The following is a 24907-nucleotide window of genomic DNA, read 5'->3' as shown; positions in this document are numbered from 1 at the left end:
TCAAACACCCATCTGAGTTTGTAAACGTTGGTGAAAAATTAGATGTAGTTGTATTAGAATTAGATGTTGAAGGTCGTAAATTATCTTTAGGACACAAACAAACTACTGCTAATCCTTGGGATCAATACGAAGATTCTTTTGCTGTTGGAACTATCCACACAGGTGAAATCTCTGAAATTGTTGACAAAGGAGCTACTGTAGAATTTGGTGATGATATCGTTGCTTTCATTCCTACACGTCATCTTGAAAAAGAAGACGGTAAGAAATTGAAAAAAGGAGATTCTGCTGAATTTAAAGTAATTGAATTCAACAAAGAATTTAAAAGAGTAGTTGCTTCTCACACTGCTATCTTCCGTGAAGAAGAAGAGAAAAATGTGAAAGCGGTTACCGAAGCTGTTGCAAATAATGCTAATGCGCAAGCATCTACATTAGGTGACAACAACGATATGTTAGCTGAATTAAAAGCTAAAATGGAAAAAAGCGAGAAAAAATAATTCTTGATTTTTATATAAAATCCCCGCAAGTGCGGGGATTTTTTTTGAAGTTAAGTTAATTTATTTCACGAAGACTCTCAAAGTAAACACTAAGATTCACGGAGATATTTGAAATGGTTATTCGGTTATTCGTTGAATCGGTTATTTTAAAATCCGTTTAATCTGTGTTAATTTGTGGCAAAAAAAGCTCCCATTTTGATTTAAAATCTTTTTTTTACCGCTAAGTTCGCAAGGTTTTACGCAAAGTTTGCAAGGAAATAAAAGGTTATTCGGTAATTCGTTGAATCGATAATTCGTTTAAACGATTAAACATTTAAACAATTATCAATTTCTCCTCACCACAATTAATTCATTAAAAACTTCCACTTTTTGTAGGGAATAGGTCGTGAATTCTGATTTATTGTAATGTGAAAAGTAATGTTTGTTTCTTTCTTGATCGGCTTTAGAATTTATCATGGTATTGAAAAGTATATAGCCACCAATATTTAGAAGAGAGTTTATATTTTTTATAAATTCGGGTTCAAATAGAAATTCAGGCATGGAATTGTCTTGAAAGATATCAATGATAATTAAATTAAAGGTATTATTGGTTTTTTGAACAAATGTACCTGCATCGTCAATAATAATTGTCAGATTTTGAATTTTATTTAAATTGAAATATTTATTGGCTAAAGTGATGATTTCTGGATCGATTTCAACTCCGGTTATTTCTCCTTCAAAGTTAATTTCGTCTACTAATGTTTTGATTACACTACCGCCTGCGACTCCCAAAACCAAAATAGAATCGAAGTTTTTTATGTTTTGAAAACCTATAGATTGTAATCCACGACGTAAAATTCGTTGCAAACTACCATAAGAATAATTGGTATTCTTTGAATCCATAACGAGTTGACCGTTATTCCAAGTGATTTCTATTGAACTACTTACAGTGGAATTCTGTTTGAAAATTGTAACCGGAAATAGAAAACTAAGTAATTTATTAAGCAAAGTTATTTTTTTCTCAAAAATAATAGATTAATATTACTTTTACATAAAAATTGTAAAGAATGAAAAAGCTCATTTACAAATTCATTTTTTTCAGATTAATGGGGTGGAAGATTGTTGGAGAAGTCGATGAAAAAATTGAGAAATGTATATTAATTGTTATCCCTCATACCAGTTGGGTTGATTTTTTTGTAGGATTATTTGCAAGAGGAATAATCGGGGTAGAAATGAATTGGTTGGGCAAAAAAGAACTTTTTGGCTTTCTATTGGGTTGGTATTTCCGTTATATGGGAGGGGCGCCTTTAGATAGAACCGGAGGATTGAATATGGTGGATTCTATTGCTCAAGTATTTGAAAATAGAAAAATATTTCGCTTGGGACTATCTCCAGAAGGAACTCGCAAAAAGGTAACCGAATTAAAAACAGGGTTTTATTATATTGCTCAAAAAGCTAATGTTCCAATAATTCCAGTTGCTTTTAATTACGGTAAGAAAGAAGTTAATTTTGGAAAACCTTTTAATATTACCGGTGATATTGATGCCGATTTAAAAGTTTTATTGCTTCATTTTAAAGGAGTTAGAGGTAAAATACCAGAAAATAGTTATGTCGTTTAATTGAATGCTTACTTTTATTTAATAAAAAAGAAATATGAATTACGAGAATTTATATAATCAGAATTTAGAGACCAATTTAAAGGGACGTTATATCACTTTGGATGCTATTGAGCCTTTATTATTGCAATTTAATTCTGATAATCAAGTTCAAATTATAGGACAATCAGTTCTAGGGAAACCCATTTATAAATATGAAATAGGAACAGGAAATACTAGAGTTTTATTGTGGTCACAAATGCATGGAAACGAGAGTACGACTACAAAGGCGCTATTCGATTTTTTAAATTTATTGAACGGTAATTCAGAATTAGCTAAGAATTTATTAAGCGAATTTACTTTTTGTTGTTTGCCAATGTTAAATCCCGATGGGGCATTTCTTTACACTCGAGAAAATGCTAATGGTATTGATTTAAATAGAGATGCACAGAATTTAACCCAGCCCGAAAGTAAGTTGTTGCGAAGTACTTTTGAGAATTTTAAACCTGATTATTGTTATAATTTACATGACCAAAGAACCATTTACGGTATTGAATCAGACACAATAAAACCTGCGACTATTTCTTTTCTTGCACCAGCTTATAATGAAAATAGAGACTTTAATGAAGTTAGAACTAAGGCAATTCAAGTTATAGTAGCAATGAATAAAATACTCCAAGAGTTTATTCCAAATCAAGTTGGTCGTTTTGATGATTCTTTCAATATTAATTGTGTTGGTGATACCTTTCAGTTTTTAAATGTACCAACTATTTTAATTGAGGCAGGACATTTTCAAGGAGATTATGACCGAGAATTTACTCGAAAATTTGTATTTATTGCATTAGTTGAAGGTTTGAAAAAAATCTACGAAAACGATATAGTTTGCAATAAAATTGAAGATTATATGAATATTCCTCATAATAAAATCTGTTTTTATGATTTTATTTATAAAAATATCAAAATTAATTATGATAATAATAAAATTATCACCAATTTTGCACTTCAATTTAAAGAAGAATTAATTGATAACCAATTAGTTTTCAACGCTTATACAGCTGCAATAGGGGATTTAGAAGGTTTTTCAGGTCATTTTGAGTACGATGTTGAAGAAGCTTTATACGAAGATTTAGAAATAAATATTCCGAAAATTGACCAAAAAGCAGAATTTTCTTTAGGGAAAAGTATTAAATTTGTTAACGGATTGATTAAAAATTAGTTTTTTTGATTTTTGGTAATACTATTTAAATAAATTAAAGTACAAAAAAAACAAACTTATGAGCAAGTTCCGTTTAGATGAAGTAGATCATCAAATTTTAGACATGTTGATTGATAATACTAGAGTTCCTTTTACTGATATCGCCAAGAAATTATTAATTTCTGCTGGTACAGTTCACGTTCGAGTGAAAAAAATGGAAGATGCTGGTATAATTATGGGGTCGTCATTGACTTTAGATTATGAGAAATTAGGATATTCATTTATCGCTTATGTTGGTGTATTTTTAAATAATACTTCACAAACTAAATTTGTTTTAGAGCGTATTAATGAAATTCCATTTGTTACAGTTGCACATATCACTACTGGAAAATTCAATATTTTCTGTAAAATTAGAGCAAAAGATACTAAACACGCTAAAGATGTTATCTTTATGATTGATGATATTGAAGGTGTTTACAGAACAGAAACAATGATATCATTAGACGAAAGTTTAAATGATAAAAAACGTTTAATGCATACAATTTTTAAAAGCTTGTAGTTTTTATAAATATCTATTTTAAGCCTCAAGTTTATTCTTGGGGCTTTTTTTGTAAATTTGAATAACAAAAATATCAACTTTAATATTGAAATATGAAGTCTAATCAATTGCCTGTTAATGAATATGCCGATTTTTATAAATCCTATATTCAAGTTCTTGAAGATGTTGAATTAATTGAAGAATTGGAGATTTGTTTACACGAATTCATCAAGTTTGTTCAAAATATACCAATGGAAAAATTTGATTATCAATATGCAGAAGGGAAGTGGACAATTAAAGAAATTATTCAGCATTTGATCGATTCAGAAAGAGTTTTTAGTTACAGAGCGCTACGAATTTCCAGAAATGATAAAACGCCATTACCTGGATTTGATGAAAATGATTATGTTGCTAATTCAAATGGAAAAGAAAGAAGTTTGCAAAGTTTGTTAACCGAAATGGCTGTTGTTCGACAATCTACATTATCTTTATTTAATAGCTTTTCACAAGAACAATTAACTAAAATAGGTAATGCTTCGAATAGGGAAGTATCTGTTAGAGCAATAGGATTTATTATTATTGGCCATCAAAAACACCATCAGAAAGTGTTTTCAGAAAGATATCTTTAACTTGAAAACATAAAAAAAAGGAACTCGATTTGAGTTCCTTTTTTTTATTTGAATTATTCTTCATCATCATCTGAATCTTCGTCAGCGATATCATCCGCGTCATGATCATCATCGTCGTCTATATCATTTGAGCCTTCAGGGTCTTTTGTAATGTCAACCTCTTCTTCATCATCATCGGCAGCAACATCATCATCCAAATCAATACCTTTAATAGCGTCTAAAGGAACCACAATATCATCATCATCTTCAAAATTGATTAATCTGTCAGATAATTTAGTGCTAATTTTAACCAAGTAAATGGTGTCTTCAGTGCGAACTTCTACCGCTTCAATAGTTTCGTCTTTGTGGTTTTTAAATCGGATGATATTAGAATCATCATATCCGTCAGGGAATTTCTCGACTAATAAGTTCAAGATTTCATTGGTTAGTTTTGCGTAATCAACAATAACTCTTCTCATAAAATATTATTATAAATCTAGTAAATAAGCAAAAATTAATGGAGCAACAATTGTAGCATCCGACTCAATAATAAATTTAGGGGTGTTAATATCTAATTTTCCCCAAGTGATTTTTTCATTTGGTACTGCACCAGAATACGATCCGTAACTTGTTGTAGAATCAGATATTTGACAGAAATAACTCCAAAATGGTACTTCATGCATTTCCATATCTTGGTATAACATTGGTACCACACAAATTGGGAAATCACCAGCAATTCCACCACCAATTTGGAAAAATCCAATACCATTTTCACTATTTTTTGGATACCAATCAGCTAGATAAATCATGTATTCAATTCCTGATTTCATGGTAGATGCTTTCAAATCTCCTTTGATAACATAGGAAGCGAAAATATTCCCCATTGTGCTGTCTTCCCAACCTGGAACAATTATTGGCAGATTTTTTTCTGCAGCAGCATACATCCAACTGTCTTTTAAATCTATTTCGTAATATTCTTCTAAAACGCCTGAAAGTAATAATTTATACATGAATTCATGAGGAAAATAACGTTCTCCTTTGTCATCTGCGTCTTTCCAAATTTTGTAGATGTGTTTTTGTAAACGTCTAAAAGCTTCGTGTTCAGGAATACAAGTATCTGTAACACGATTCAATCCTCGTTCCATTAAATCCCATTCTTCTTGAGGAGTTAAATCTCTGTAATTTGGTACTCTTTCATAATGAGAGTGTGCAACTAAATTCATAATATCTTCTTCAAGATTTGCACCAGTGCAAGAAACAATTTGAACTTTGTCTCTTCGTATCATTTCTGCGAAGATTTTTCCTATTTCAGCAGTACTCATTGCACCTGCTAAAGTAACCATCATTTTGGCTCCTTTTTCTAATTGTTGTTCGTACGCCTTAGCTGCATCAACAACAGTTGCAGAATTGAAATGCAAATAATACTTCTCAATAAACTGACTTATAGGACCTTTACTCATTTTTAGTTTTTTAGTTTTTATCGATTCAAATTAACAAATTAATTATTTGATAAACAATTTGAATTTTATTTTTTTTATACTTTTTTTCTGATTAAAATGTATCAATATTATTATTACAATAGTAAAGAAATGTTAATGTAATTTATTATACAATTATACTTTATTATTGTTATATCCTAATATTTTTAACACATCATCTGCAGTTTGTTGTTCTGAAAAAACAGTAGTTTTAATTTCACCATTTTCATCATGATCTATTAATAAATGTTTTGGTTCAGGTATTAAACAGTGATGTAAACCACCAAATCCACCAATTGTTTCTTGATAAGCACCAGTGTTGAAAAATCCAATATAAAGTGGCTTCTCCTTATTGTATTTTGGTAAATAAATGGCATTCATATTCTGTTCAGAATTGTAATAATCATCACTATCACAAGTCATACCGCCTAATAAAACTCTTTCGTAGGTGTCGTTCCAGCGATTTACTGCCAACATTACAAAACGCTTATTAATTGCCCAAGTATCTGGTAAAGTAGTTATAAATGAAGAGTCAATCATGTTCCATTTTTCTCTATCATTTTGCTGCTTTTGATACAAAACTTGGTAGATTGCGCCACCACTTTCCCCAACCGTAAATGAACCAAATTCAGTAAAAATGTTTGGAACATCAACTTCAGCTTCATCGCAAGCAATCTTCACTTGGTTGATGATTTCGTCAATCATATATTGGTAATCGTATTCAAATGCTAATGAGTTTTTAATTGGGAAACCACCACCAACATTTAAACTGTCTAAACTTGGGCATTCCTTTTTTAAGGCAACATAAACTTTAATACATTTAATTAATTCATTCCAATAATAGGCGTTATCATTTATTCCTGTATTAATAAAAAAGTGCAACATTTTAAGTTCCAAATTTTTATTTTCATGAATTTGCTTTTTGTAAAATGGAACAATATTTCTGTATCCAATACCTAATCTTGAGGTATAAAACTCAAATTTTGGTTCTTCTTCAGCTGCAATTCTAATACCAATTTTGAATTTTCCTTTAATAGCTGTTTGAAGTAAATCCAACTCTTCGTAATTATCAATAATTGGAATAGTGTTTTTATGACCATTATTGATAATTCTTGCAATATTTGAAATGTATTGATCTCTTTTAAATCCATTACAAATCACGTAGGTACTTTTGTTAATTTTACCAGATTGCAACAAATTTTCAACAATATTAATGTCAAATGCAGATGAAGTTTCTATGTGAATATTGTTTTTAAAAGCTTCATTCATAATGTATTCAAAATGAGAACTTTTAGTACAATAGCAAAAGTAATATTTACCTTTATACTCGCTTTTATCCATTGCATTTTTGAACCAAGATTTGGCTCTTTTAATATTATTGGAAATTTGAGGTAAATAGGTAAATTTTAAAGGTGTACCATATTGTTCAACCAATTTCATTAGATCAATATCGTGAAATTGTAGGTTGTCTTTATTAAGATTAAATTCTTCTTGAGGAAAATAATAATTTTGATTAATTAAATCCGAATATTTTGTATTCATATGTTTATCAGTAAATTAGAATTAAAAAGTGTAATTTCTTTATAAAACCTAATTTTCAAACTCGAATATTCGCATAGATGATTTGAAGTTCATCATCATTAATTATAGAATGTCTTAATTCGTCAAAATACATAAAACCAACAAGACCAAAATAACGATTCAATAAAGCTTGGAAAGCCATATAAGTCTCGTTTTTTGAGAGTGAAAATTGGGTCGTATTTTGTTTTTTATTCATCGGAGCAAATGTAAAAAAATAATAATTCCATATAACAAACTACTAAACTTTTTTTTTATAATTTATAATCTTCAAATGACGATGTAATTATTTCATTTTCAACTTCTTGGTTAATTGTAAATTTGCCAATTCCATCGAGAAGTACAAATTTTGTTTTACCATTTTCATTTTTCTTATCATGAATTAGTAAATCTAGTATTGATTGAATATCTTTTTTTTCAAAAATAACTTCTTCAAATATTGATTTTATTGTTGATTTAATCTCCCAATATTCTTCATTAGAAATTAGCTTTTTGGTCATTGAAATATAGCTTTCCAGTATCATACCAATTGCAATAGCTTCGCCATGTAATAAAATATTTTTTGTTGGATTATCCAAAAAATAACTTTCAATTGCATGCCCTAGTGTATGTCCGAAATTTAATGCTTTTCGAATTCCTTTTTCATTAGGATCTTGCATTACAATTTGATTTTTAATCTTAATTGAATCGTATATTATTGAATCAAAATCGGCAAAATCTAATTTTGATAAATCTAAGAATTGCTTCCAATAGGATGCGTCAAATATCAATCCATGTTTCAATATTTCTGCTAATCCTGAACGCATTTCCATTTGCGGAAGCGAAGCAAGAAAATCTGTATCAATTACTACTAATTTAGGATTTTTAATTACCCCTAATTGATTTTTAATGTTTCCTAAATCAATTCCAGTTTTGCCACCAATAGAAGCATCAACCATGGCTAATAATGTTGTTGGAATATTTATAAAATCAATTCCTCTTTTGAAAGTAGAAGCTACAAATCCTCCAAGATCTGAAACTACGCCACCACCTAAATTGATTAGCAAACTCTTTCTATCAGCGCCTAATTCAGTTAAAACATTCCAAATTTGAATACATGTTTCAATGTTTTTATTGATTTCACCAGCTTCAAATTCTATAATTTCAATTGGACTTTCGGTTTCAATTAATGGAAGTAATTTTGGTAAACAAACTTCATTAGTAATTGAATCTACAATAATAAATAGTTTAGAATAATTATTTTCAGTAATCAGTTTATTCAGCTCTTTATAACCTTCTTCATTGAAAATTACGGAATATCCTTTTGCTTTAATTGACTGCATTTGCTAATTAATTGTAGGTGTAAATTGATGATGCAAAATAAGGTAATTTTTGATTAATAATCAGTAATCTGTTCTTATATTTGCATTATTATTAAAATTTATATGGATAAAATTTTTAACAATACTGAAGTTGCTTTTTCATTAAAAAGTGATACTGAATTAAATCGCGCTTATTTTCTTTTCAAAATGATAGGCAATCAGCCATTAGTAAAAATTGGAACAGCGGTAACTAATTTTGCTTTAAAAGCTCATTTGCCAGTTGAAGGAATTATTCGTGCGACTGTATTTGATCATTTTTGTGGTGGTGTAAATGAAGTTGATTGTCTTTCTGTTGTTGACAAAATGTTCACCAAAGGAGTTTCTTCGGTTTTGGATTATTCTGTTGAAGGTAAAGAAGAAGAGGATCAATTTGATGCGGCTTTGAAAATGACCTTAAAAACCATAGAATTCGCAAGTGAACGTGAAGCAATTCCGTTTGCAGTTTTTAAGCCAACAGGTTTTGGAAGATTGGATTTATATGAAAAAGTAGGTTCTAATGTTGAACTAACCGATTCCGAAAAAGCAGAATGGAATAGGGTTGTAGCTCGTTTTGACAAAGTTTGTAGCGAAGCTTACCTAAAAAATGTTCCGCTATTGATAGACGCAGAGGAGAGTTGGATGCAAGATGCAGCTGATGATTTGGTTGCCCAAATGATGAAAAAGTACAACAAAGAAAAAGCGATTGTTTTTAATACGTTACAAATGTACCGTTGGGACCGATTGGATTATTTGAAGAATTTACATCAACAAGCAAAAACGGATGGTTTCTTTATTGGAATGAAAATTGTTCGTGGTGCCTATATGGAAAAGGAAAATTTGAGAGCTGAAGAAAAAGGATATCCAACACCAATTTGTGAATCTAAGGAGGCAACCGATTTAAATTATGATGCTGCAATTCATTATATGGTTGAAAATATCGATAGAATGGCCATTTTTGCTGGTACACATAATGAACTGTCCTCTTATAAATTAATGGAATACATGGAGGATTTGAATATTGAAAAAAAAGATACTAGAATTTGGTTCGGACAATTGTATGGAATGAGTGATAATATTAGTTACAATTTAACTTCAAATGGATACAATAACGCTAAATACTTGCCATTCGGTCCTGTTCGTGATGTGATGCCTTATTTAATTCGTAGAGCAGAAGAAAATACATCTGTTGCTGGCCAAACAAGTCGAGAATTAAAATTGATAACTGCAGAAAGAGATCGAAGAAAAGGGAAGTAATTGTAACTTTTAAAAGTTATTAAACTGAAGGTTACTTAGGTTTTTGTAAATTCCGTTTTCTAAGGCAATTAGATCTTGGTGCGTTCCTTGTTCTTTTATCGTTCCCTCGTCCAAAACAATTATTTGATTTGCTGAACGAATGGTGGACAAACGGTGAGCAATAATAATACTTGTTCTTCCTTCCATTAATATTTCCAAGGCTTCTTGAACTAATTTTTCGCTTTCGCTGTCTAATGAAGAAGTAGCCTCGTCCAAAATTAAGATACTTGGATTTTTTAATAAAGCTCTTGCAATAGCAATTCTTTGGCGTTGACCTCCAGAAAGTTTGATTCCACGCTCTCCAACAATAGTTTCAAATTTATCTGGGAATCCTTTTATGAATTGGTAGGCATTGGCTTGTTTTGCAGCTTTAGAAATTTCTTCTTCAGTAGCATTTGGTTTTCCATAAGCAATATTCTCACGAATGGTTCCGCCAAATAAAATGACATCCTGAGGAACAATGCTCATATTTCCACGCAAGGTTTCTAAATCGTAATCGTAAATATTTTTTCCGTCAATGGTAATTTCTCCGCCATCAATATTATAAAACCTTAATAATAAAGAGGCTATTGTTGATTTTCCAGCGCCACTTGGCCCAACGATTGCTATTTTCTGACCAAAATCTGCATTAAAACTTACCTCTTTTAGTACTTCAATTTCTTTTCTGGAAGGATAGGAAAAAGCTACTTTTTTGAAACTCACATTTCCTTTAAATATTTTTTCGGTACCAATATCAGAAGAGCTAATTTTTTCAGGGGTTTCATCTAAAAGTTCAAAAACGCGTTCCGTTGCTCCAACTGCTTTTTGAATTTGTGCATATAATTCTGCTATTCCTCCAAAAGAAGCTCCAACAAAAGTAGAATACAAAACAAAGGAAATTAATTGCCCTACGCTCATTTCCCCACTAATACTCAATCGTACGCCATACCAAACTACCGCTACTATTGCACCAAAAAGACAAAAAATGATGAATGAAGCAAAATATCCTCTGAATTTTCCACCCTTAATTGCAATTTTTACAATTTCTTTAATCTTACCATTATAACGTGCTATTTCGTACCATTCATTTGCGAAAGCTTTAACAATGCTGATTCCTTGCATCGTTTCTTCTACTATTACCTGACTTTCTGCAACTTGATCCTGAACTTTCTTAGAATATTTTCTTATAAATCGCCCAAATATTACAGCAGCAATTGCCACTAATGGAACTACAGACAACATTAATAGGGTAAGCTTAATACTCTCGCTGGCCAACAAAGCAATTCCACCAATAATTAAAATAAATTGTCTTAAAAATTCAGCAATTGTTGACGTTAGAGTGTCTTGAATTTGAGTAATATCGGAGCTTATCCGGCTATTTAATTCACCAACACGTTTTTGTGAGAAAAAAGTCATTGGCAATTTTACCAAATTGCTGTACAATGCCAAACGTAAATTTGCTAAAGTATTTTCGGTAAAATTGACGAATAATGACAATCTGAAAAAGGAAAAAAGCGATTGAAATAATAGAATTACTAATAATCCACCAGCAATTAAATTGGCTTGCTCGTTGTCTTTATTTTTCACACAATCAATTAATAATCCCATTAATTTTGGAAATGCAAGCGCAGTTCCTCCAGTAAATAATAAGAAAATTAAACCTATATAAAATTTCCATTTATGATTTTCAGCATATTTAAATATTAATAATGCTTTGCTTATCGATGATTTAGTAAGTTTTGATTTTGGTAAATCATTTTCTTTAAAACGAGCCATTTAAATGATGTTTGTTTGCAAATGTAATCTTAAACCAAACTATTGGTATTTAATAATTGTTAAATTAATAGTCAATATATTATTTACCTTTTTCTAAAGCAGTTAAGATTGTTTTAATTTGATCTACATCAATTCTTTTAGCTTTGATTTTCTTGTCTTTATCCAAAATATAAATAACAGGAGTAGAGTAGATGTCGTATTTGTCTTTCAAATTGTTATAATGAACACCGTCATAAACGTTTATCCAATCCAATTTTTTCTCAACAACATACTTTTTATATTTTTCAAATTCTTGTTGGGTGTATACACTAAATACTTTAACATCAAATTTTTCTTTCAATAATTGGTGATACAAATCAATTAATTTCGGAATTTCTGCCTGACAATGACTGCAATCAACATCCCAAAATACGAGTAAAGTATATTTTGCTTTTATAGAATGAAGCCTTAAAAACGATTTTTCTATTTCCGGCGCATTAGCATAGAAAATTTTAGTCATTTCCTCACTTGTCTTGGCATTTTCAAAGCCCATTTTTGCAATTTTATCATGACTTTCAATTGGTATCATGGGTAAATCTGGAGCAATTGCTTCAAGTAAAAGAGGTCTTAATATATTTGCACGATTGATGATATTATTTACAATATTATCATCGTTATATATGTCCTTTGCTTTACCAGTTTTGAAATATTTATCTACGATGTTAACAAATACTTTGTCATAACCCATTATTTTGGAGGTTTCATATTTGTTTACAAAGTGTGCAAGTAATAATCGATACATTATTGAACCTTCAACAGCTTGATTCATAATACGATCAATTTCAACAGAAACCGAGTCGGGATTTCTAATTACAACCCCATCAAAATAACGAGTTAAGCGACCATGAAAAAATGGTGTTCTTGCCAATCCATCTTCTTTGAAATCAACACCATCCCAATAGTGTTTTTTATAATAATCATAAACAGCAATGCTATCAGGGCGACCATTCGAAGCTTTTGGAATGTCTTTTAAATACTTTTCAATTTTCAAATTCAATGCATCACTGATAAAAGTTCCTTTGTTTTTAAGTATAAAAGACTTTTCAAAATTTTCAATATTTTCATTGATTTCTTTTTGTTTAGTGGACATAAAATCGGTAGAATCTTTTTTGTTAAGCCCTTTTGTTTTTTGCAAATTAGATTCAAAATCACGTCTTTGAACTTCGAAATATTTGATATAATCAAAGAAATCATTTTGGATTTTAGAGTTGCTACAATGCAACAACTCTTTATAGTTGGTCACAGATTCGCTAGAAATATCTAGATTTTGGTTTTCATCATCAACAAAGAAATCAAAATAGATTATTTTTCCTTGACCTACAAGTGAATAAATCCCTTTTAAAAGTTTCTTTTTTCCATTGAACACAATTTTACCATTTTTGATTGTGGTACAGGTATCAACAATCATATTTTTGTCAAATTGGTAAAAAGTTAGGTAGGCGAGGGTGTCCTTACAATTTTTTAAATTAATTTTTATGTCGTAAGCATTTTGTGCTTTTACAGAATTAATTGAAAATAAAACGACTAATAAAAAGATTATTTTTTTCATCTATTGTAATGTATTTAAAATAAAATAGTAAATAAATTCTTGTTATCTTAACTGTGCTCCTAATTGGGTTTGGAAATTGTTTTGAAGTTTACTCATAATTTTTTCAATTTGACTATCCGTTAAAGTCTTAGAATCATCTTGAATGGTAAAGCTTACTGCGTATGATTTTTTACCTTCTGGTAAATTTTTGCCAACGTAAACGTCAAACAAAGTAATTTCTTTTAATATAGATTTCTCTGTTTGTCTAGCAATATTGTAAATTTCTTCAAAGGCTACTGATTCATCCAAAAGCAAAGCTAAATCTCTTCTAACTTCAGGATATTTTGAAATTTCAACAAATTTAATTTTGTTTGAAATAGATTTTAATACCGCATTCCAATCGAAATCGGCATAAAAAACTTCTTGCTTAATATCGAAATGCTTCAATATTGATTTTTTAACGGTTCCAAATTCTACCAATACGTTATTACCATTTGCAAAAGCGATTCCTTCTGCAAAAACATCATTTGAAATAGGTTTAGTAGTAAAATTATTAATGCCTAATCTCGATAAAACACTATTTATGTATCCTTTAAACAAGAAAAAGTCAGAAGGTTTTTGAGCGTTTGTCCAGCTTTCACCTAATCTATTTCCAGTGGTAAATAATGACAAGTGTTTTGGTTCATCATATCCTGAAGGCAATTTATGGTAGGTTTTTCCAAATTCAAATAACTTTAAATCGGTGTTTCTACGATTAATATTGAATGAAACGGCCTCTAATCCGGAAAACAATAAGGACTGTCTCATTGCAGACAAATCGTTGCTAAGAGGATTAAGAATGGAAACATTATAATCTTCTTTTAAGTTTTCGGATAATTTTATGTAATCGGGAGTTGTCAAAGAATTGGCCATCATTTCATGAAATCCTAGCGATGTCAATTGATTGCCAATAACATTTTGAACCTTATAATCTTCAGATCTTCCAGAATTGAAAACTGTCGCATTTACTTTATTGGTAAAATTAATATTGTTGTACCCATAAACTCTAAGTAACTCTTCAATAACATCAATTTCTCTTTGAACATCAACACGGTATGCGGGAATAATAAGCCCTAAACTAGAATCAGAAACGCTTGTTACTTTGATGTCTAATGATACTAATATTTTTTTAATTGTTTCTTTCGGAATTTCTTGACCAATTATTTTGGTAACCTTTTCAAAGTTTAATACAACTGGAAAATCACTATTTTTAGTATTATTTACGTCAATTAAATCAGAAGTAATTTCACCTCCGGCAACTTCTAATATCAATATTGCTGCTCTTTTCAAAGCATAATCAGTAATAGCAGGATCTATTCCTCTTTCAAATCTGAATGAGGCATCGGTACTTAAACCATGTCTTTTTGCAGTTTTGCGAATTGAAACCGGATTGAAATAGGCGCTTTCTAAAAAGATAGCACTCGTACTTTCTGAAACACCCGAATCCAAACCTCCAAAAACACCAGCAATACAAAGTGGACCTTGAGTATCACAAATCATGATGTCTTCTTCATTCAAACTTCTTTCAACTCCATCTAATGTTGTAAATTTTGTCCCAGTTTTTACTGTATCAACAATAATATTACCATTTATTTTCGATGCATCAAAAGCGTGAAGTGGTTGCCCTAATTCATGAAGCACATAATTGGTTACATCTACAATATTGTTTTTTGGTGTTAAACCAATAGCTTTAAGTTTGTTTTTTAGCCATTCTGGAGAAGGTTTTACGGTAATTCCTGAAATGGTAATTCCACAATATCTAGGAGTTAATTTTGGGATATTTACTTTAACATCAATCTTGAATGTTCTTTTATCAACCTTAAATTTATTTACAGAAGGAGTAATTAATTCATAATGTTTTCCGTCTCTTTGAATAAGCCCAGCACGCAAATCTCTCGCGACACCCCAATGACTCATGGCATCAGCGCGATTTGGAGTTAATCCAATTTCAAAAACTTCGTCTGTTTCAATTTTAAATACTTTAGCAGCTGGAGTTCCAGGATCCAAACTAGAATCCAGAACCATAATTCCGTCATGACTGTCGCCAAGGCCTAATTCATCTTCAGCGCAAATCATTCCGTGGCTTTCTTCACCTCTAATTTTTCCTTTTTTTATTTCAAATGATTCTCCTTCTTTATCGTATAATTTTGTACCAATTGTTGCAACAGGAACTTTTTGTCCCACAGCAACATTGGAAGCACCACATACAATTTGAATGGGAGTCCCAGATCCAATATCAACAGTAGTTACCTTCAATTTATCGGCATTCGTATGTTGTACGCAAGTAAGCACATGGCCTATCACGACTCCTTCTAATCCGCCTTTTAAACTTTCGAATTTTTCTACTCCTTCAACTTCTAATCCTAGATCGGTTAATACATCTGAAGCATCTTCCGATTTTAAATCGATATTAATAAATTGTTTTAACCAGTTGTATGATATTTTCATTTTTTTCTATAATAATGATGCAAATATAAGGATTGCTAATGGTAGTAAGAAAGATTTTTTTTGCTTTTTATAACTAATTATTAACTATCTAAGTAGGGAAAAATGGGAACTAAATTTCTGGCTTGTGCCTAATTCTGAATAATAAACTGTAAACCAATAATCTGTAGCAGGTAATGAGTTTCCGTTGTAGGTGCCATCCCAGCCTGGTCCTGATGGTTTTATTTGTTTTATTAGTTTTCCATACCTGTCAAATATATCTATGTAGGAATTAGGTTGGTTTTTTAGTTCAGTAATATTCCAAGTATCATGAATAGAATCGCCATTTGGAGTAAAATAATTTGGGTAATCAATTATCTGAACTGTAATTTTTTTAACTCCACAGTAATACAAATCTCTAACCCAAATTTCATGAGTTCCCATTGATAAATTTGTAAAAACATTACTATCTTGGTAAGGGTTAAAATCTAATTTGTATTCATAAACACCAGCAGGAATAACATTAACGGTAACGGTTTGTGTTTCTGAAAAATAACTTGAAACTGTAGCCGTAACTATACTGGGAGGTAAATGGCTATCAATAGTAGTATTTGCAATAGCAGTACAGCCAGTGGTATTATTTGTAGCCACAACAGAATAAGGGCCAGGTTGAGTAGCTCGATAATTATTTCTGGTTTGACCCGCAATAATTCCAGTGCTATTTGACCAAACAAATGTATGGCTTGCTGAACTTAGATTGGCAATTAAAGTGTAGCTTCCAAGCGAGTTTCCAGCATCATCTAAACAAATATATCCATCTTGAGGTAAAGTTACTATTGGCAAACTATTTACAACTAAAGTTCCATTATAAATTGCTGCAGGAGCACATCCGCCTTGGGTTGTTATTGTGAAATTAAAGGTTCCAGTCGATGAAGGCGTTCCAGATATAGTAAAAACATTATTATTGAAACTTCCAGATAATCCTGAAGGTAAATTTCCTGAAGTTATGGAAGCATTTGTAGCTAAACCACCAATATTAAATGCAATTGGGTTAATTACGGAATTTAAGCACAATGTTGGAATTGGGGCGCTTAATGTGATACTAGGCAATGGGTCAATTATTATAGAAAAATTAGAAGATGATGCGGTTTGGCATGTAGATGGGTTAGCAATTAATGAATAGGTAACTTGGTAAGTTCCCGGTAAACTATTCGCAAGAGTAATTTCTCCAGTTGCAGAGTCGATACTTAGTCCAGCAGTTGATGAAAATGTTCCGCCATTTGTAAATCCTGTAGCCGGTATTATTGTAGGATTTATATCGTTAATACAAATAGGTGAATTGTATGTAAAAGCACTAATCGTTGTTGGTATAACGGATAAATTAAAATCAGTAATTGCAAAACAACCTGTGAAAGTATTACTCAACCTGATGAAAATTTGTTGCGGATTTGATATATTTCTATAATTATTTGGATTAGCAATTGCATTGGTATTGGTTACCGCATCATTATAGCTGGTATGATAAGTAGCCACTAAATTGGGTTGAGCACCAATGGCTAAATTGGTATTTGGAGTCATATCAAATAGAGCTTCGCCAGGGAAATTGGGTAAACTACATTTTTGAAAATCAATTTTTGAAATAGTTGTAGGTGCTTGAAAAAAAGTCGCAGTTCCTGTCCAAGATATTGAAAATGAGCTAACACCCACAGGTCTATCTATTGCAATAAAATAGGTTTCGTTATCTAAAACATTCATCCATTGAACAAAGCTGTTTCCATCTGGACCAGGACCTTCGCTAACGTCTATTTCAGTGCTACTCAAACCAGTTAAATTATCAGTTAAATTTGCATTTAGGGGATTTGTAGTTGAACATCGAATAGCGGTTCCTAAATTATTACAGGTAGCATTGGGTCCGAAAATCCAAAAGTCCAAGTCTTCTACTAAATTCGTACTTTGTGGAGTTAAAGTAAATCCTAATGTACCCCCGGTTCTGATTTTTATTTTCAACCACAAACTATTTGTTTCTCCTAAACCGCAAGCATTTCCAGGATTAATTTCTTGAATTCCAATTCCGTTGGCTGTTAAACCTGATAAATTGGCGTTTCCACAAATGAAAATAGCATCTACACAGTTGTTTTGAGCTGAAATTGTAGATGATATTAAAAAAGCAAATATCGAAAGTCTTCTAGATAATTTATTTAAAAATAATCTCATATTGGCGTTTTAAAATTGAATGTAAATTTAGATAAATTGTTGTAATAACGTTCGATTAATTAAGCTAACTTATGTAATTCCAAATATTCTTTCTTTTGGATATCTCCATAAATACTTCTCTTAATATTGAATTTAAAGGTTTTTCTAAAGCAGCATCTTCTTTTAATATTTTAACAGCATAATTTCGTGCCAAGTTTAAAATGTCTCTATCTTTAACTAAATCGGCAATTTGAAGATTTAAAACACCGCTTTGTTGCGTTCCCATCAAGTCTCCCGGACCTCGGAGTTTTAGATCTACTTCTGCGATTTCAAACCCATCATTGGTTCGAACCATAGTCTCCATTCGAGTTTTACTATTGTTTGACAACTTATTAGAAGTCATTAATATACAATAACTTTGATCAGCTCCACGACCAACACGTCCACGCAATTGATGCAATTGTGAAAGTCCAAAACGTTCTGCGCTTTCTACGATCATAACACTTGCATTCGGAATATTCACCCCAACTTCTATAACAGTTGTAGCAACCATAATATTGGTTTTTCCTTCCGAAAATCGTTTCATTTCAAAATCTTTTTCCTCCGCTTTCATTTTTCCATGTAGTATAGAAACGGCATATTTAGGTAAAGGAAATTCTCTAGAAATCGTGTCGTAACCGTCCATTAAATCTTTAAAATCCATCTTTTCAGATTCTTGTATTAATGGATATACCACATAAATTTGTCGTCCTAAGTCAATTTGATCGTTTACAAATGCCATCACATTTAAACGATTGTTATCGTAGCGATGAACTGTTTTAATGGGTTTTCTGCCAGGCGGTAACTCATCAATTAAAGAAATGTCTAAATCTCCATACAAACTCATCGCCAAAGTTCTTGGAATGGGAGTGGCAGTCATGACTAAAACGTGAGGTGGAATTTCATTTTTCTTCCACAATTTTGAACGTTGTTCAACTCCAAATCGGTGTTGTTCATCAATTATAGCCAAACCTAAATTTTGAAATTTTACCTTTTCTTCTAATAAGGCATGGGTACCAATTAATAGTTGTAATTCACCATTTTCTAGTTCCTCATGAATAATTTTTCTATCTGAAGTTTTAGTAGAGCCAGTTAACTTTTTAATATTGATATTCATTGTTTTAGCTAATTCTAACAAACCTATAAAATGTTGATTAGCTAGAATTTCTGTAGGCGCCATTAAACACGCTTGAAATCCATTATCTAATGCCAAAAGCATACTCATAAATGCCACAATAGTTTTTCCAGAACCAACGTCTCCTTGCAACAATCGATTCATTTGGGCTGGATTTCCCATGTCATTTCTAATTTCTTTTAGAACTCTTTTTTGAGCATTTGTCAATTCAAACGGCAAGTGGTTTTCATAGAAATCGCTAAATAAATTTCCTACTTTATTAAATGCATGGCCTTTAATTTTATGTTTACGAACTAAATTCTTTGTAATTAAATGCAACTGTATGTAAAATAACTCTTCAAACTTCAATCGGAATTGGGCTTTCGCCAATGTTTCAGCGTTTTTTGGAAAATGAATATTGAAAAGCGCCTCTTTTTTTGTGATTAAATTGAGCTCGGTTCGTAAGTATTCTGGAAGCGTTTCTGAAAATAAATTGTGCGTTTCAAGAAATAATTGTTGCATTAACTTATTTACAACTTTGTTAGTAATCCCTCTATTAGTTAGTGTTTCTGTTGATGGATAAACCGGTTGCATTGCTGAACGAAGACTCTTTTCGTGGTCTGATAATAGTTCAATTTCAGGATGTGCCATATTGTAAGCATTTCCAAATGAGGTACATTTTCCAAAAATTACAATAGGTACATTCAATTCTAAACTCTCTCGAATCCATTTATGACCTTGAAACCAAACCAGCTCCATTTGCCCAGTTTCATCTACAAATGTGGCAACTAATCTTTTTTTCCCTTTAGCAGGTTCAACAGTTTTAATGTGTATTATTTTTCCAATTAATTGAACTTCAACGCTATTATTGTCTAATTCGTTTATTTTATAATAACGAGTTCTGTCAATGTAACGATAAGGATATAAATTAATTAAATCGAGATATTTATGTATGCCTAGTTCTTTGCGCAACAATTCTCCACGTTGGGGGCCAACGCCTTTTAAGTATTCAATGGGAGTTTGGAGCAATTGAGACATTTTTATTTAGTCTTTGAACTATTCCCAGCGAAGATAGCTTTTTGTTTGCAAATTTGAAAATGAGATTCCAGAACTTATTTGACGAAAGTTGTGATATATTAATCAAAGGCAATATCTTTGATACTTAAATTAATATAAATGCATACACATTTAGCACTACTTCGAGGAATTAATGTTTCCGGACATAACATGATAAAAATGGACGTTTTGAAAAGTACACTTGAGGATATGGGTTTTCAAAATGTGCAAACTTATATTCAATCAGGGAATGTTTTTATAGATTCTGATGAAGAGAGTCAAGCTAAAATTGCATTTGTTATTAAGCAAGAAATTTATAGAGTTTTTGGTTATGATGTGCCAATAATTGTTATTTCTAAAGCTGATTTACAAGCGTGTTTTACCAACTGTAATTTTCTAAAAGAGAAAGTCGTTGACACCAAAAAGTTATATGTTGCTTTTGTATCCAAAGAATTAAAATCGGATAATATCAATGATTTAAAAATGAGTCAGTTCAAGCCAGATGAAGTTCAAATTGATAAAACTAGAATATTTATCAAATATCATATTGGTGCAGGAAAAACAAGATTGGATCAAAAATATATTGAGAAAAAACTTAATTTAACAGCAACTATTAGAAATTGGAATACGGTTTCTCAGTTATTAAAAATGTATGAAGAACGTTAAGTTATGAAATATTTACTTTTATTTTTTTCCTTATTTTCATTTGCACAACAATCAAAATCTGTTGATTTCACTTCAGTTTTAGGTAAAATTGAAATCAATCCTTCAGATAAATCAGTTTCCGGAGAAGTTACCTATGATTTTATAATAAACAATCCAATAGATACTATAAAAATTGACGCTCAAAATATAGATTTTACCAATTTAAAAATTAACAATATTGAAGTAAAATACCGCAATAATAGAAAACAAATCTTACTTTTTGAAGGATATAAATCAGGTAAAAATAAGTTGACTTTCAATTATTTGGCGAGACCAAAACAAGCGATGTATTTTACTGGAAAAGGGGAGCAGCTCCAAATTTGGACACAAGGTCAAGGAAAATTTACCAGTAATTGGTTCCCGAGTTTTGATGATCCAAATGAAAAACTAATATTCAATTTGGATGTAAAATTCGACAATCAGTTTCAAGTGATTTCCAATGGTGAATTAGAAACTAAAATCTCAAATAAAGATAATTACATTTGGAATTACCGAATGAAAAAGCCAATGAGTAGTTATCTTTTGATGATTGCAATAGGTAAATTCGAAATCAAAGAAGAACAGTCGAACAGTGGGAAATCTTTAATTTATTATATTGAAAAGGAGGATTATTCGAAATTAGAACCTACTTACCGCTATTCAAAAAAGATATTTGATTTTTTTGAAAAAGAAATTGGAGTAAAATATCCTTGGGAAGTTTACAAGCAAGTTCCCGTTCGTGATTTTTTATATGCCGGCATGGAAAATACTTCGGCAACTGTGTTTTCAAGAGATTATGTGGTTGATGAAATTGGTTTTAACGATAAAAATTATGTTAATGTAAATGCACATGAGTTAGCTCACCAATGGTTTGGAGATTTAATCACGGCTCAATCGGGAAAACACCATTGGTTACAAGAAGGTTTTGCAACTTATTATGCTTTAATTGCTGAAAAAGTAGTTTTTGGGGAAGATTATTTCTATAAAAAACTATATGACACTTCTTTACAATTGAGAAACGCATCAAAAACTGATTCCATCCCAATTTTAAGTGACAAAGCAAGTACATTATCCTATTATCAAAAGGGAGCCTGGGTTTTATTTATTTTAAGAGAAGAAGTTGGTTCAAAGATTTTCCAAAAGGCAGTTAAAAACTATCTAAATAAATATTCTTTTAAAAATGTAACTACAAATGATTTTTTGAATGAAATCAAGAAAATATCTAATTATGATTGTGAGGCATTCAGAAGGAAATGGCTTGAAAGTCCAAAATTCGATTATGATTATGCCATCCAATTATTATCTAAAAACAAATCATTAAAAACACTTTTGGATATAAAACGAATGAAAGCAACTTCGTTTATTGAAAAAAGGGAATTATTTGAAAAAATAATGACTTCCGACGCTTATTTTCCAATAAAAGAAGAGATTATTTATCAATGTGAAAAAGTACCCTTCGAGGAAAAAAAACAACTTATTAAATTGGCTTTAGCAACAAATGAAATAAATGTCCGACAAGCAATTGCGAATACAACTCCAAAAGTGACACTTGAGTTTAAATCCGATTTTGAATCGTTACTGAATGATAATTCTTATATCACTAAAGAAATTTCAATGAGCACGTTTTGGGCTCAATTTCCTGAGGATCAAAAAAGAATTTTAGATAATTCAAAAGAATGGATTGGTTTTAATGATAAGAACCTAAGAATATTATGGTTGACATTAGCGCTTGGTACCAAAGAGTATCAAATGGAAGATAAAGGAAAATTCTATGATGAATTATTGAATTATTGTAATCCTGAATTCGAATCGTCCATACGACAAAATGCGATGGAAAACCTACTTTTTATTAATGATAAAGATAAAAATGTACTTCCAAACTTGGTTAATTCATTGACAAGTTTCCGATGGCAGTTTTCAAAATTTGGAAAAGATAAAATCCGTTTATTATTAAAAAATCCCAACATTCGTAAATTTTTAGAAGAGTTATTGCCTAATTTATCAAAAGAGGAAAATTTAATATTAGGTAAAATTTTAGCAGAAAAACCGGTCAATTAGTATTATTATTTATACATTTGATATATATTAACCTTAAATCTAAGACATTATGAATTCAAAAAGACTCTTAATTTTGGTTTTGTTATTTCCTTTTTTATTCAACAATTGTAGTAGTGATTCAGGAATTGATGGAAATTCAACTGACACTCCATTAAACTTTGGAAGTGAAGTATCGAAAAATTTTACAGGGCAAATTCTTGACGAAAGCAATAATCCCGTTTCTAACGTTGCAATTACAGTTGCAAATAAAACTGCAACTACGGATGTAAACGGTGTTTTCATCATTAATAATGCAACAGTTAAAGATAAATTTGCATTTATAACAGCAAAAAAAGCGGGTTACTTAGATGGTTCCAGATCATTAGTTCCAACTAATGGAATGAATAATGTTAAGATTACACTATTATCAGGAACTATTGTAGGTACTGTTAACTCAGGTGCTTCAGGAAGTGTTTCATTGTCAAATGGATCAAAAGTAACTTTTGATGGTAACTTTAAAACAGAAACTGGTCAGGCTTATTCTGGCGCTGTGAGTGTAATAATGAAACATTTAGATCCAACTGACGCATCCACATTTGATAAAATGCCAGGAATGTTGTTGGCACAAAATTCTAGCGGTGAGGAGCGAGTTTTGGAATCCTATGGAATGATGAATATTGAGTTGAGAGGAGCTGCGTCACAAAAATTACAACTTTCAACTACTGCACAAATTGAAATGCCTATTACTACATCTCAATTAGCTACTTCACCATCAACAATTCCACTTTGGCATTTTGATGAAACGCTCGGATATTGGAAAGAGGAAGGAGCTGCAACTAAGCAAGGAACAAAATATGTAGGTACCGTTTCGCACTTTTCTTGGTGGAACTGTGATGCTCAATTCCCAACAGTTAGATTATCGTTAACAGTAGTGAATTCAAATGGTACGCCTTTAGCAAATGTGAGAGTAGGAATCAGAAGAGCTACCAATTCTTACACTGTCAATGGAACTACAAATACTCAAGGTCAAGTTTCAGGATTGGTTCCAGCAAACGAAACGTTAACCATGGTCGTATTTGATTCTTGTGGAAATATTGTAAGTACCACGAACATCGGACCATTTGCAGTAGCAACGACTTTACCTAATTTAGTAATACCCAACGCTACAATTCAATCTACATTAGTTCAAGGAAACCTTTTAAAATGTGATGGTACAAATGTTACCAATGGATATGTTTTAATGCGTTACGGAAACCAGAACCAATTAGCAACAGTAACCAATGGTGATTTTAGTTTTACCATGTTGGTTTGTAGTGCTACCAATACTGGATTTAGTTTGCAAGGTTTCGATTACGATAACTTACAAACTACCAATTCAATCAATTTTACTTTTACGAGTCCAGTAACTAATGTAGGAAATATCACAGCTTGTAATTCCATTTCAGAGTTTATTTCTTATCGTGTAGATTCTAGACCTGTTAAATATATTATAGCGAATATTATGGCTTCTGGAAGAGGAACTTCTTCGGGAACGAATTCTTCAGGAGTTTCTATTTCAGCATACAGTTTGCTTACTCCAAATACTACAGAAACCTTTTATTTATTTGGAAACACGGTTGTACCTGGAATTTATACTACTTCAATGTTTTCATTATCTTCAGCTGATATAGGCTCTATTAATGTTCAAACTGTCAATACTGTTTCCTTTAATTTAAGTGCTGTAGGTGCAGTTGGTCAATATATTGATATCACTTTTAACGGAACTTACACTAATTCGACTGGTTCTCATACTATTACTGGTGTAGCTCACGTTATTAGAGATAATTAATTTGAACTAAATTTTATTAATTAAACCACGCTATATGCGTGGTTTTTTTATTTTATATGTATAATTTGTATTA

20 protein-coding genes are annotated in these 24907 nt (G+C 31.0%); 9 read left to right on the top strand and 11 right to left on the bottom strand.

Translation table 11 applies throughout. From position 1 onward, the window contains the following. Window positions 1-494: S1 RNA-binding domain-containing protein (locus AC9UFV_RS07265; protein WP_509574349.1), on the top strand; the 494-nt coding region annotated here is incomplete at its 5' end. 324 nt (window positions 495-818) lie between these two features. On the opposite strand, the gene AC9UFV_RS07260 is transcribed toward AC9UFV_RS07265, so the two are convergent. Then, complete coding sequence (locus AC9UFV_RS07260) at window positions 819-1481, bottom strand: spermidine synthase (protein ID WP_509574347.1); 663 nt, start codon at window positions 1479-1481, stop codon at window positions 819-821. Window positions 1482-1540: 59 nt separating this feature from the next. Here AC9UFV_RS07260 and AC9UFV_RS07255 point away from each other — a divergent pair, with 59 nt between their 5' ends. The 4 genes from AC9UFV_RS07255 (at window position 1541) to AC9UFV_RS07240 (ending at window position 4430) form a co-directional block, all read left to right on the top strand. Then, window positions 1541-2092, top strand: a complete 552-nt coding sequence (locus tag AC9UFV_RS07255) for a 1-acyl-sn-glycerol-3-phosphate acyltransferase (protein ID WP_509574345.1) — start codon at window positions 1541-1543, stop codon at window positions 2090-2092. Window positions 2093-2126: 34 nt separating this feature from the next. Beyond that, window positions 2127-3284 (top strand): M14 family metallopeptidase, encoded by a 1158-nt coding sequence (locus AC9UFV_RS07250; RefSeq protein WP_509574343.1) that lies wholly within the window; start codon window positions 2127-2129, stop codon window positions 3282-3284. Between the two features lie 58 nt (window positions 3285-3342). Then, the gene (locus AC9UFV_RS07245; protein WP_027311145.1) at window positions 3343-3822 is read left to right on the top strand and encodes a winged helix-turn-helix transcriptional regulator; all 480 of its coding nucleotides are present in this window, start codon (window positions 3343-3345) and stop codon (window positions 3820-3822) included. 92 nt (window positions 3823-3914) lie between these two features. Then, the gene (locus AC9UFV_RS07240; RefSeq protein WP_509574340.1) at window positions 3915-4430 is read left to right on the top strand and encodes a DinB family protein; all 516 of its coding nucleotides are present in this window, start codon (window positions 3915-3917) and stop codon (window positions 4428-4430) included. 53 nt (window positions 4431-4483) lie between these two features. On the opposite strand, the gene AC9UFV_RS07235 is transcribed toward AC9UFV_RS07240, so the two are convergent. The 5 genes from AC9UFV_RS07235 to aroB form a co-directional block, all read right to left on the bottom strand. Next, entirely contained in the window at window positions 4484-4888 is a 405-nt protein-coding gene (locus AC9UFV_RS07235) for a DNA primase (protein WP_509574337.1), read from the bottom strand. 9 nt (window positions 4889-4897) lie between these two features. Beyond that, entirely contained in the window at window positions 4898-5869 is a 972-nt protein-coding gene (locus tag AC9UFV_RS07230) for a deoxyhypusine synthase family protein (RefSeq protein ID WP_509521106.1), read from the bottom strand. 153 nt (window positions 5870-6022) lie between these two features. Beyond that, the gene (locus AC9UFV_RS07225; RefSeq protein WP_509574334.1) at window positions 6023-7429 is read right to left on the bottom strand and encodes a type III PLP-dependent enzyme domain-containing protein; all 1407 of its coding nucleotides are present in this window, start codon (window positions 7427-7429) and stop codon (window positions 6023-6025) included. 55 nt (window positions 7430-7484) lie between these two features. Continuing rightward, entirely contained in the window at window positions 7485-7610 is a 126-nt protein-coding gene (locus AC9UFV_RS07220; RefSeq protein ID WP_509574332.1) for a hypothetical protein, read from the bottom strand. Between the two features lie 109 nt (window positions 7611-7719). Beyond that, the gene (aroB, locus tag AC9UFV_RS07215) at window positions 7720-8787 is read right to left on the bottom strand and encodes a 3-dehydroquinate synthase (RefSeq protein ID WP_509574330.1); all 1068 of its coding nucleotides are present in this window, start codon (window positions 8785-8787) and stop codon (window positions 7720-7722) included. A gap of 102 nt (window positions 8788-8889) precedes the next feature. On the opposite strand from aroB, the gene AC9UFV_RS07210 reads away from it, so the two are divergent. After that, entirely contained in the window at window positions 8890-10059 is a 1170-nt protein-coding gene (locus AC9UFV_RS07210; protein ID WP_509574328.1) for a proline dehydrogenase family protein, read from the top strand. A 9-nt stretch (window positions 10060-10068) separates the two neighbouring features. Here the strand turns inward: AC9UFV_RS07210 and AC9UFV_RS07205 are convergent, their stop codons facing one another. The 5 genes from AC9UFV_RS07205 to recG form a co-directional block, all read right to left on the bottom strand. Continuing rightward, the gene (locus AC9UFV_RS07205; RefSeq protein WP_509574326.1) at window positions 10069-11853 is read right to left on the bottom strand and encodes an ABC transporter ATP-binding protein; all 1785 of its coding nucleotides are present in this window, start codon (window positions 11851-11853) and stop codon (window positions 10069-10071) included. A gap of 79 nt (window positions 11854-11932) precedes the next feature. Continuing rightward, on the bottom strand, window positions 11933-13441 hold the full coding sequence (locus tag AC9UFV_RS07200; RefSeq protein ID WP_509574324.1) for a DUF5106 domain-containing protein: 1509 nt from the start codon (window positions 13439-13441) through the stop codon (window positions 11933-11935). Window positions 13442-13483: 42 nt separating this feature from the next. Then, on the bottom strand, window positions 13484-15907 hold the full coding sequence (gene pheT / locus AC9UFV_RS07195; protein WP_509574322.1) for a phenylalanine--tRNA ligase subunit beta: 2424 nt from the start codon (window positions 15905-15907) through the stop codon (window positions 13484-13486). A gap of 84 nt (window positions 15908-15991) precedes the next feature. Then, window positions 15992-18097, bottom strand: a complete 2106-nt coding sequence (locus AC9UFV_RS07190; RefSeq protein WP_509574320.1) for a T9SS type B sorting domain-containing protein — start codon at window positions 18095-18097, stop codon at window positions 15992-15994. Between the two features lie 64 nt (window positions 18098-18161). Beyond that, complete coding sequence (gene recG, locus AC9UFV_RS07185; protein ID WP_509574318.1) at window positions 18162-20267, bottom strand: ATP-dependent DNA helicase RecG; 2106 nt, start codon at window positions 20265-20267, stop codon at window positions 18162-18164. A 138-nt stretch (window positions 20268-20405) separates the two neighbouring features. On the opposite strand from recG, the gene AC9UFV_RS07180 reads away from it, so the two are divergent. From AC9UFV_RS07180 to AC9UFV_RS07170, 3 genes are read left to right on the top strand one after another with little or no spacing between them, the layout of a single operon-like run. After that, on the top strand, window positions 20406-20951 hold the full coding sequence (locus AC9UFV_RS07180) for a DUF1697 domain-containing protein (protein WP_509574316.1): 546 nt from the start codon (window positions 20406-20408) through the stop codon (window positions 20949-20951). Between the two features lie 3 nt (window positions 20952-20954). Continuing rightward, a complete protein-coding gene (locus AC9UFV_RS07175) occupies window positions 20955-23027 on the top strand; it encodes a M1 family metallopeptidase (RefSeq protein ID WP_509574313.1) in 2073 nt (690 codons plus the stop codon). A 49-nt stretch (window positions 23028-23076) separates the two neighbouring features. Beyond that, complete coding sequence (locus AC9UFV_RS07170; protein ID WP_509574311.1) at window positions 23077-24834, top strand: hypothetical protein; 1758 nt, start codon at window positions 23077-23079, stop codon at window positions 24832-24834. Window positions 24835-24907: the final 73 nt, after the last annotated feature.

The sequence above is a fragment of the Flavobacterium sp. genome, assembly GCF_044349645.1.
GTDB lineage: Bacteria > Bacteroidota > Bacteroidia > Flavobacteriales > Flavobacteriaceae > Flavobacterium.
Note: the sequence above shows the minus strand (reverse complement) of the source record. Positions and strands in the feature narration are given on the sequence as shown.

What these genes read in the sequence shown, in the direction of transcription:
- AC9UFV_RS07255 (WP_509574345.1), top strand. Translation starts at nt 1,541, where the DNA reads ATGAAAAAGCTCATTTACAAATTCATTTTTTTCAGATTAATGGGGTGG.
- AC9UFV_RS07250 (WP_509574343.1), top strand. Translation starts at nt 2,127, where the DNA reads ATGAATTACGAGAATTTATATAATCAGAATTTAGAGACCAATTTAAAG.
- AC9UFV_RS07245 (WP_027311145.1), top strand. Translation starts at nt 3,343, where the DNA reads ATGAGCAAGTTCCGTTTAGATGAAGTAGATCATCAAATTTTAGACATG.
- AC9UFV_RS07240 (WP_509574340.1), top strand. Translation starts at nt 3,915, where the DNA reads ATGAAGTCTAATCAATTGCCTGTTAATGAATATGCCGATTTTTATAAA.
- AC9UFV_RS07235 (WP_509574337.1), bottom strand. Translation starts at nt 4,888, where the DNA reads ATGAGAAGAGTTATTGTTGATTACGCAAAACTAACCAATGAAATCTTG.
- AC9UFV_RS07230 (WP_509521106.1), bottom strand. Translation starts at nt 5,869, where the DNA reads ATGAGTAAAGGTCCTATAAGTCAGTTTATTGAGAAGTATTATTTGCAT.
- AC9UFV_RS07225 (WP_509574334.1), bottom strand. Translation starts at nt 7,429, where the DNA reads ATGAATACAAAATATTCGGATTTAATTAATCAAAATTATTATTTTCCT.
- AC9UFV_RS07220 (WP_509574332.1), bottom strand. Translation starts at nt 7,610, where the DNA reads ATGGCTTTCCAAGCTTTATTGAATCGTTATTTTGGTCTTGTTGGTTTT.
- aroB (WP_509574330.1), bottom strand. Translation starts at nt 8,787, where the DNA reads ATGCAGTCAATTAAAGCAAAAGGATATTCCGTAATTTTCAATGAAGAA.
- AC9UFV_RS07210 (WP_509574328.1), top strand. Translation starts at nt 8,890, where the DNA reads ATGGATAAAATTTTTAACAATACTGAAGTTGCTTTTTCATTAAAAAGT.
- AC9UFV_RS07205 (WP_509574326.1), bottom strand. Translation starts at nt 11,853, where the DNA reads ATGGCTCGTTTTAAAGAAAATGATTTACCAAAATCAAAACTTACTAAA.
- AC9UFV_RS07200 (WP_509574324.1), bottom strand. Translation starts at nt 13,441, where the DNA reads ATGAAAAAAATAATCTTTTTATTAGTCGTTTTATTTTCAATTAATTCT.
- pheT (WP_509574322.1), bottom strand. Translation starts at nt 15,907, where the DNA reads ATGAAAATATCATACAACTGGTTAAAACAATTTATTAATATCGATTTA.
- AC9UFV_RS07190 (WP_509574320.1), bottom strand. Translation starts at nt 18,097, where the DNA reads ATGAGATTATTTTTAAATAAATTATCTAGAAGACTTTCGATATTTGCT.
- recG (WP_509574318.1), bottom strand. Translation starts at nt 20,267, where the DNA reads ATGTCTCAATTGCTCCAAACTCCCATTGAATACTTAAAAGGCGTTGGC.
- AC9UFV_RS07180 (WP_509574316.1), top strand. Translation starts at nt 20,406, where the DNA reads ATGCATACACATTTAGCACTACTTCGAGGAATTAATGTTTCCGGACAT.
- AC9UFV_RS07175 (WP_509574313.1), top strand. Translation starts at nt 20,955, where the DNA reads ATGAAATATTTACTTTTATTTTTTTCCTTATTTTCATTTGCACAACAA.
- AC9UFV_RS07170 (WP_509574311.1), top strand. Translation starts at nt 23,077, where the DNA reads ATGAATTCAAAAAGACTCTTAATTTTGGTTTTGTTATTTCCTTTTTTA.